The 8072-nt window shown below is 60.9% G+C and carries 7 protein-coding genes; 5 read left to right on the top strand and 2 right to left on the bottom strand.

All coding sequences use genetic code 11. The features are described 5' to 3' along the window. A partial coding sequence (locus tag IRZ31_RS18410; protein ID WP_297156341.1) for a Rieske 2Fe-2S domain-containing protein occupies positions 1–313 on the top strand: 313 nt, incomplete at its 5' end. Positions 314–605: 292 nt separating this feature from the next. Then, positions 606–887: a hypothetical protein gene (locus tag IRZ31_RS18405; RefSeq protein ID WP_297156339.1), complete on the top strand. Its 282-nt coding sequence runs from the start codon at positions 606–608 to the stop codon at positions 885–887. Between the two features lie 110 nt (positions 888–997). Here IRZ31_RS18405 and IRZ31_RS18400 read toward each other — a convergent pair whose 3' ends face one another. Continuing rightward, on the bottom strand, positions 998–1657 hold the full coding sequence (locus IRZ31_RS18400) for a YbjN domain-containing protein (RefSeq protein WP_297156337.1): 660 nt from the start codon (positions 1655–1657) through the stop codon (positions 998–1000). A 373-nt stretch (positions 1658–2030) separates the two neighbouring features. Here IRZ31_RS18400 and IRZ31_RS18395 point away from each other — a divergent pair, with 373 nt between their 5' ends. The 3 genes from IRZ31_RS18395 to IRZ31_RS18385 all read left to right on the top strand — a co-directional run bounded on the left by IRZ31_RS18395 (position 2031) and on the right by IRZ31_RS18385 (position 6423). Further along, on the top strand, positions 2031–3068 hold the full coding sequence (locus IRZ31_RS18395) for an aminopeptidase (protein WP_297156335.1): 1038 nt from the start codon (positions 2031–2033) through the stop codon (positions 3066–3068). Positions 3069–3305: 237 nt separating this feature from the next. Then, complete coding sequence (locus IRZ31_RS18390; RefSeq protein ID WP_297156333.1) at positions 3306–5036, top strand: serine/threonine-protein kinase; 1731 nt, start codon at positions 3306–3308, stop codon at positions 5034–5036. A 253-nt stretch (positions 5037–5289) separates the two neighbouring features. Continuing rightward, positions 5290–6423: a carboxylate-amine ligase gene (locus IRZ31_RS18385; RefSeq protein ID WP_297156331.1), complete on the top strand. Its 1134-nt coding sequence runs from the start codon at positions 5290–5292 to the stop codon at positions 6421–6423. 97 nt (positions 6424–6520) lie between these two features. Here the strand turns inward: IRZ31_RS18385 and IRZ31_RS18380 are convergent, their stop codons facing one another. Continuing rightward, positions 6521–7918 carry a GNAT family N-acetyltransferase gene (locus tag IRZ31_RS18380; RefSeq protein WP_297156329.1) on the bottom strand — a complete coding sequence of 466 codons (1398 nt, stop codon included), beginning with the start codon at positions 7916–7918 and terminating at the stop codon, positions 6521–6523. Positions 7919–8072: the final 154 nt, after the last annotated feature.

Raw genomic sequence — 8072 nt, 5'->3', positions numbered from 1 at the left:
GCAGAATGGCAAGGTCATCGGCACCACCTCCCTGGCGCTTAACTCAGCCCAGGCCTTTACCAATCCAGCCGATGGCAAGCAGGGGCTGCTCATTCACCTGCCGGGTGGCTCCTTTGCAGCCTACTCGCGGAGCTGTACGCATGAGGGAGTGGCCGTCAACTATGACCCGGCCACCCATTTACTCGTCTGCCCGGCGCATGGCGCGATCTTTGATCCAGCCAAGAAGGGGAGTGTCGTCCAGGGTCCGGCCACGACCCCGCTCCCGCAGATCATGATTCGCGTCAACGCCGATGGTTCCATCACCACTGTCTGAGCGGGCCGGCTTCAGGGTCTATCCCTGGCCGGCCTCCACTTGACGTCGCACTGCTACACGTCCTCCTTCCCCCACCGCCGGGCTGGGGCTAGCCGGGATGGCCATCTCTGGCTTGACGTGCCGGGGTTGCCCTGGGTAGACTACAACCAGTGACTCCTGGTGCCGCTACCCTCCCTGGTGGGGGAGAGCTGACGCTGGCAGCACAGTAATCACGTGGGAAGGAGGCGGCGCCTCTCTCAGTTTCCAGGAACAAGGTCTGTTCGGAGGAGGAGGTGCCGCAAGAGATGGCCAAATGGATGAGACCATTCTGGGCTATATCGGCTTTATTGTTGCTGCCCTCATTCTTGCCTGGGCTGCTTTGGAGATCGGTAAGCGCCTCAATACCGTCCGCCGCACAGGCACAGGCACAGAGACGGCAGATCGCTTAATCAAGCTGGACCCCTCGCAGCTGAATCAGCTAGAGGAGATGGCGCCCGAGGTTCCCCTTGAAGATGATGAGGATGATCCGCCCTATCCTCCCTTGCGTTCACGTCTCAACGGGCATTATTCGAATAAGAGTAAACAGACCTTCTAACCGGGCAGAAGATTGCTGATCAAGCGAGCGGGGCGCAAACTCCTGCTGTGGTGGCCCGGCCCACCACGCAGCGGCGTCTGCGCGCTCGCCGGCCAGTGTGCTAAGCATGCTCAAGTGAGGTCATCATCGCGCTCCTGCCCCTCCTGCAGCATGCGCCTGATCTCCGCCAGCACCTCGGCAGCATCCAGCTCGGGAGCGGAAGACGAGGCGCCAGGCTCTGCCTCGTCTTGCGTTAGCTCTTGCTCGCTGCCGGGCCTCTCCTGCCAGGAAAAACGCTCACCCTCGTAGCTCTCTAGAAAAGCCTGCTCGCAGGCAGTAAGCGCAGCCCGAGCCGTACACTGCCCATAGATGATGCGCGGCAACAGGCTGTGATAGATGACGATCGTCTGAATGACCCCTTCGAGATGACGCCTGAAGGCTGGCAACGACAGCCTGTCCTGGCCCAGATAGACACTGGCGCTGAAACGCACCTCGCCATCCTCCAGGTCCAGACCGAAGCGCCCAAGCGGCAGCGTATAGTTCAGGCTCATCAGTGCCTCCAGGCAACTCAGGCGCCGCCGCTGCGGCAGAATACTGAGATGAGGAACAATAAAGAGCAGTCTTCTCCCCAGCGGTGGACCGGCCTGCAAGATGATCAGCAGCTGCCACTGCCCCAACTCATCGTGAAAAACTAACTCAGCCACTCCCTGGCGCTCGTCCACGCTGGCGATGCGCAGTCCTAGCCGCGTGAGATAGCTCACCACATCGGTAATGCGAAAGTCTTCACTCACTGGTCTGCTCCTTCTCGTTCGCTGCCCACCTGTCGCCGTGTCGCCGCTCCTCTCTGCTTCACCTCAAAACAAGCAGGCGCTGTCTTTCTGTATGGAGTATAGCAATGCCCTGCATCGGTAGTTCTCACCTTCTCGCTATACTGGAAACGGAGAGCACCCCCTCACCGTCGTTTCCCAGAGGCGTTACTCTCACTGGAGCGGCGGCGTCTCTCTCTCCAGAGCATCCCACAAGTAGCCGCCAGAGCGCCGCAGCGCGGCCTGACCAGGGATGAGAGGAGGACGGAGATGGGTGAGAGAATCGGGGGACTTCTTAGCGTTCTCTCTAGGGAGAGTAAGAAGAGTACCGTGAGATTAGTGAAGGAAGAAGGCAATCATGAGTCAGCAAGCGATCACGAATATCCAGAGCGACTCTAATTTCGAGGCAAGGGTGCAGCGTGGGGCCGAGAATGCTCTTAATTGTATGGGGGTAACGGCCACCGACCGGCTCTTTATCTTGACCGACTATGAACGCGGGGCGATCGCCCGTCGGGTTGCGGCGGCGGCCCTTGATCGCCATGCTGCCGTCAGCGTGCATTTTCTGGAGCACTACGGCAAGCGGCCCCTGACAAGCTTTCCCGAGAGCCTGCGCCAGGACCTGCAGCAGTTTCATCCCACCGTCACCTTCTACATTGCCACGACTCGCCCTGGCGAGATCGGTTTTCGCATCCCCTTGCTGCCCTTTTTGACCCAGGAGCTACGTGTCCGGCATGGCCACATGCCGGGCATCGATGAGCGCCTGATGGCCGAAGGCATGTGCGCCGACTACGACCAGGTCTATGAGATCACTAACAAGGTCTATGAGATCGTGCGCCAGGCCGAGCGCATCCACGTGACCTCGGCCAGAGGCAGCGATCTGAGCGCGACCTTCCATAAGCACTGGAAGTGGATTCCCTGTCACGGACGCTATCACGAGCAAGGGCAATGGGGCAACCTGCCCGAAGGTGAGGTCTTTACTGCCCCTGCCGATGTCAACGGCGTGGTGGTCTGCGACGTCCTCGGTGACTTCTTCTCCGCCAAGTACGGCGTCCTCAAGCATCCTGTGCGCATCACCATCAAAAATGGCTATGCCACCGAGGTCACCAGCCAGGACACAGCGGTTGCCAAGGAGCTGCGCGATTATCTCTTCTCGGTCCCCAACGGCAACCGCGTGGGGGAGTTCGCCATCGGCACCCTCATCAGCCTCAAACAGCCGGTTGGCAATCTGCTCCAGGATGAGAAGATTCCCGGCCTGCATATCGCCTTTGGCAATCCATATCCAGAGTATACCGGGGCCGACTGGGATGCTCGCATTCACGTCGATGTCGTGCCGACAACCTGCACCATCGAAGTCGACGGACGCCTGATTATGCGCGACGGTGAGTTCTGCCTCTAGTAGAGGAGGCGACTCGCGTGCCCCAGTCTGGGGCCTGGGCTGGACTGCCTGAAGAATCTCAGCAGATCCAGGCCGTACCCTGTCTTCCCGCTCTCGCCTCGCCGCCTCGGCAGGGCTGCTGCTCCAGCGAACGAGAAGCGCCAAAGACAGGTAAAAACCCCAAGCATGACTTGCCCGCCTCGCCGGTGGCGTTGCTGCCGCCGACGGGGCAGTGGCGAAGGAAAGAGGTGCTGCGAAGTGTTGCACAGCAGGGGTCAGGAGCTGCTCGGAAAGACCCTCGGGGGATATGTGCTTGAAAAGCTGCTTGGCTACGGCGGAAGCAGCGCTGTGTATCTAGCCCGCTGCAATGACCCAACAACCCCTTCCACCCCCGTAGCCCTGAAGGTCTTTCTCCCTCGCACCCATCTGACGAGGACGGCCTACGCCGAACTCCAACGCCGCTTCCTGCAAGAAGCCCAGGCGGCCAGCCGCTTGCAGCACCCGCACATTGTGCCTATCTACGCCTGGGGCGAGGAGGCCGGCCTCGCCTATCTGGTCATGCCCTATATGGCCGGCGGCACCCTGGCCCACTATGTACGTCGCCACGGCCCTCTCCCCTTAGAGCAGGCCGCCACCTATGTTGAACAGATCGCTTCGGCCCTGGACTACGCTCATCAGCGCGGCTACATCCACTGTGACGTCAAGCCCGCGAACATCCTGCTCAATGAGCAAGGGCGCGCCTTCCTCTGTGACTTCGGCATTGCTCGCCTGTTGCAGGACGCGTTGCCGAGCGAGGGCCAGGTTGAGGAATCGCCGATCAGCGAACAGGCTGCTGCCATGTCTACCCCTATGGGCACGCCAGATTACCTGGCCCCAGAGCAAGCCCTCAATGAGCCGGTTGATCACCGCGCCGACATCTATGCTCTTGGCGCTACCCTCTTCTATCTGCTGGCAGGACGTCCCCCTTTCCAGGCCGATTCCCCCATTGCGCTGGCTCTGCTGCACGTCCACGAGCCGCCACCGGCCCTCTGCGAGCTTGATCCACGTATCCCACCCCAGGTCGACTATGTCCTGCGTAAGGCCCTGGCCAAGTTCCCCGAGGAGCGCTTTGCCTCCGCTCGACTCTTGAGCGAGGCCTTCCAGCAAGCGATCGCCGGCCCAGAGACACCCGCCCGTCTCCGCCTGAGCGTACATGGCTTGCTCCTGCCGGCCTGGGTCCCTTTCCCAGTCGTCCAGCGCCTGGAAGCACTGCCCATTCCCTCCAGCTTCAGCGGCAGATGGAAGATCCTGCTGCTGACCCTGCTTTTGCTGCTCCTGCTCTGCTCCAGCTCGCTCGCCTACGCCCTGCATGCCGCTCACACAAGGCCAGACAACGGCGCCAGCGCCAGCCTGTCAACCTCTGGCTTCTCTCCCCCTCAGCCCACTGTGGCCCTCACCGCTCCCGTCGATCAGCTGCTGACCGGAGCCAGCGACTGGCCTCATAGCTCTAGCGCTTTCTTTGCCGATGGAGAGTATTATCTCCTCAATACCACGCCGGGAGCCAGCGCTCTTGCGCTCTACGCCGGCCATCGCTTCAACGATTTTCACCTGGCCGTCAACGTGCGCCAGGTGCGCGGCTCCCACGACGATGCCGACTACTATGGCGTAGTCTTCCGGGCCAGTAGCGACCAGCAACGCTATTACGTTTTTGCCGTCGCCAGCTGGGGCGGTGGCTCGTATGCCGTCTGGCGCTACAGTGGGCGCTGGACGACGCTGGCCGAAGGGCCAGCTCCCAGCTTGCTGATCGGGCCGGGGGCTGTCAATACCCTTGAGGTCGATGCTCATGGCCCTCTCTTGCGCTTCTTTATCAACGGACAGGGAGTCTCTTCTACACCACTGCGCGATTCTGCTCCTTTCGCCCCTGTCAACGGCGGCATTGGCCTCTACGTGGAAGAAGAGGGCAGCGAAATCGCCTGCTCACAACTCTATATTGGGCCTGCTCGATTCTAGGAACAGACTAGCCCCGACGCCGGTGAATGGCTCTACTTGTTTGTTTGGCGGCTGGCGTACCTGCTTGCCGGCCCGAGCCTGGCGTAGCGTAGGCAGTGCTCGCCCGCCCTCGCCTCGTCCCAGGGACAAGGTGCTGCTCGTCGCATCCCGGACGGAAAATAGAGTATAATTCGAAAGGATCGTCTTGAAGGCGTTGCGTGTCGATGGAGCCACCTCTGCCGGACCTGTCGCTTTGAAGAGCAAAGGATCACGTATGAAAGGTCGTTCAGCCCTTTATCGTCCCACTCTTGGCGTAGAGGAAGAATTTCAGCTTGTTGAGCGCTGTAGTGGTCAACTGTGCGGTGCCATCGAGCGCGTCCTGGAGCAAGGTCAAACCCTCTTTGGCGAGCAGATCAAGCCCGAAATGCACGCCTCAACAGTCGAGATTATCAGCCCGGTCTGTGCCGATATCGCCGCCGTCCGACAAGAGCTGTGCCAGTTGCGCCGGCGTCTCATCGAGATTCTGGCCAAAGAAGACCTGGTACCCGTCAGCGCGGGCACCCATCCCACGGCTCGCTGGCAGGACCAGCAGCGTACCGAACGCGAGCGCTACATAGAGCTGGAAGAAGAGGAGCAGGACGTAGGCCGCTCGCTGCTCATCTTTGGCCTGCACATCCATGTTGGGATTCCCGACCGTGAGGTGGCCATTGCTGTCATGAACCAGGCTCGCCTCTGGCTGCCCCATCTGCTGGCGCTCTCCGCCAACTCGCCCTTCTGGGCAGGCAGACTGACTGGCATCAAATCCTACCGCTCCGTCGTCTGGAAACGCTGCAACCGCAGCGGCCTGCCCGAAGTCCTGCCCAGCCTGGCCCACTTTGAACGCTACGTCGACGACCTCATCGAAGTCGGTGCCATCGACAATGGCAAGCGCATCTGGTGGGACATCCGCCTCCATCCTTTCTTCGACACCCTTGAATTCCGCATCTGTGATATGCCAGCCACCCTGGAAGATACCATCGCCCTGGCAGCCCTCTGCCAGGCCCTCGTGGCCAAGCTCTACCTCCTCTATCGGCAGGGAGTGACCACCTTCGTCCTGCCGCGCCTCTACATCGAAGAAAACAAATGGTTGGCCATGCGCGATGGACTGGACGCCACCTACTTCGACTTCCCCAATCACCGCCGCCTGAGCATGCGCGAGGCCATTGGCGAACTCCTTGACTTCGTCGCCGACGTAGCCGAGGAGCTGGGTAGCCAGCGGGAAATGGCCTATCTGCGCGCCCTCTTAGCTGATCCCCGTGGAACCGGCGCCGATCGCCAGATCGCTATCTATCGCCAGACCGGCGCCATCGACCAGGTCATCCGGCTTCTGATCGAACAAACCACTCAGGGCGTGCTCGAAGTGGCCTGAACTCACCCAGGAGCAGCTGCCGGTGAACGAGCAACCCAACCACTCGCTCGCTCACCGGTCTGCCCTGGCCCTCTCTCTGCCACGAGGCCCGGCAATCCTATCCCAGCGGTATGGCCCACGAAGGCCGCTTAGGAAAGAGCGCCTGCAGCAGCATTTCCGCCGTTGGCTGCACCTCCACATCTGGGAAGGCGTAGCGCAGCTCCTCCAGGCTTCGATAGCCAAAGAGCAGCTGCAGAAAGACCAGGGGCGGAAAGGCCGCTTCAGCCTGCCCCTGATCGAAAGCCGGCTCCACCAGCTGAACCGCCTCCAGGCGGCCCCTCTGAAATGCAAGCTGCAGCTCACGGCCATAGAAGTGCAGACTCAATCTGCCGCTGTAGCCAGCCAGCGGCGACTGGGCCAGCCGGCGCTCCAGCACCGGGGCCACTCGGCGCAAAAAGGCGGCCAGATCGGAAACACGTACATACCAGGCAAAGCTGCGGCTGCTCCTCACCGCGAGCGGCTCGCCATAGCGATTGGTCAGGTGCAGCAGCGCTGCGCGAATCGGGTGCTCTGTGGGCAGATAGATGCGCAGATGATCGATCTCAGCAGGGTCTCTGCGCACTGGCATCTGCTGGCCCCGTGCCAGAATCGCCCGCAGCACAGAGGGCAAGAGCCGGAACAGATCGATCCCGGGCACCATCTCAAAGCAGTGCATCACCGGCACCGCCGAGCTCCAGCGCATCGTCGGCATCACCAGAAAGCCCAGAAAACTCTCGCTGTCACTGCATATTACCTGGATGTGCCAGTGCTCACCCGTGCGGCAGCCCTGCTGGTGCAGCACGTGATAGCGCCACCACTCCTCACCGATCGGCGTCGTCACCGCCAGCTCTCCCCGCTGCCGCTGAGCTTCATAGAGCGCCGTAACCGACGCCAGATCCTCCAGTGTGGCATCGCGCAGCTGCACTGGCTCCCGCTCGTTTCCGGGCGCAGGCGGAATCATCGCTACCGGGAAGCTCAAGTAGCCTGCGAGATCCAGGGCATACTCGTAACCGAACTGGCGATAGAAGTAGGGGATACCCGTAATTGCCTGCACTAGTGCGCCCTCAGCCTCACTGCGTGCATGGAGCAGCCCAAAAAGCGCGCGTATCAAACCACGATGGCGGTAGTCAGGATCGGTCACCACCAGCTCAGGACGTCCTACGAGCAAACGAACACCCTCATAATCCCAGAACTGACGCCAGAGGCAGGCGCAGGCCACCACCCGATCGCGGCTGCGCTGCGTGTCCTCTACCAACGCGAAATCATGGCTTCCCATCAGCGGGTGGCTTCCGCTAAGCAACTCGCGCACATGCCAGGCCAGCGGCTGATTAAGGGGATCTGCCGGCCTGTTGAGAAAGACCTCGCATTCCAGACGAGCCAGCTCCTCAGCGTCTTCGGGACGCGACCAGCGCAGCCGCAGGCCATCGCCCAGATCGCGGACATACTGCGTATCAGCAGGTGATAACTCTAGAGACATAATAAAGCTCCTTTCCTGATTCCAATGTATAAATGGAAGTAAAAAACAAAAAAAAGATCCATCCCTTGACTGAACTCACTATTGAAGCAGTGAGTCGGAAAAAAGCAGGCTCTCAGCAAACAGACCGTGAGCAACAATGGTCGCTATCCAGCGG

Origin of the sequence: Thermogemmatispora sp. (assembly GCF_019683635.1) — a bacterium.
Taxonomy (GTDB): domain Bacteria; phylum Chloroflexota; class Ktedonobacteria; order Ktedonobacterales; family Ktedonobacteraceae; genus Thermogemmatispora.
This window is presented reverse-complemented; position numbering and strand designations above follow the sequence as displayed.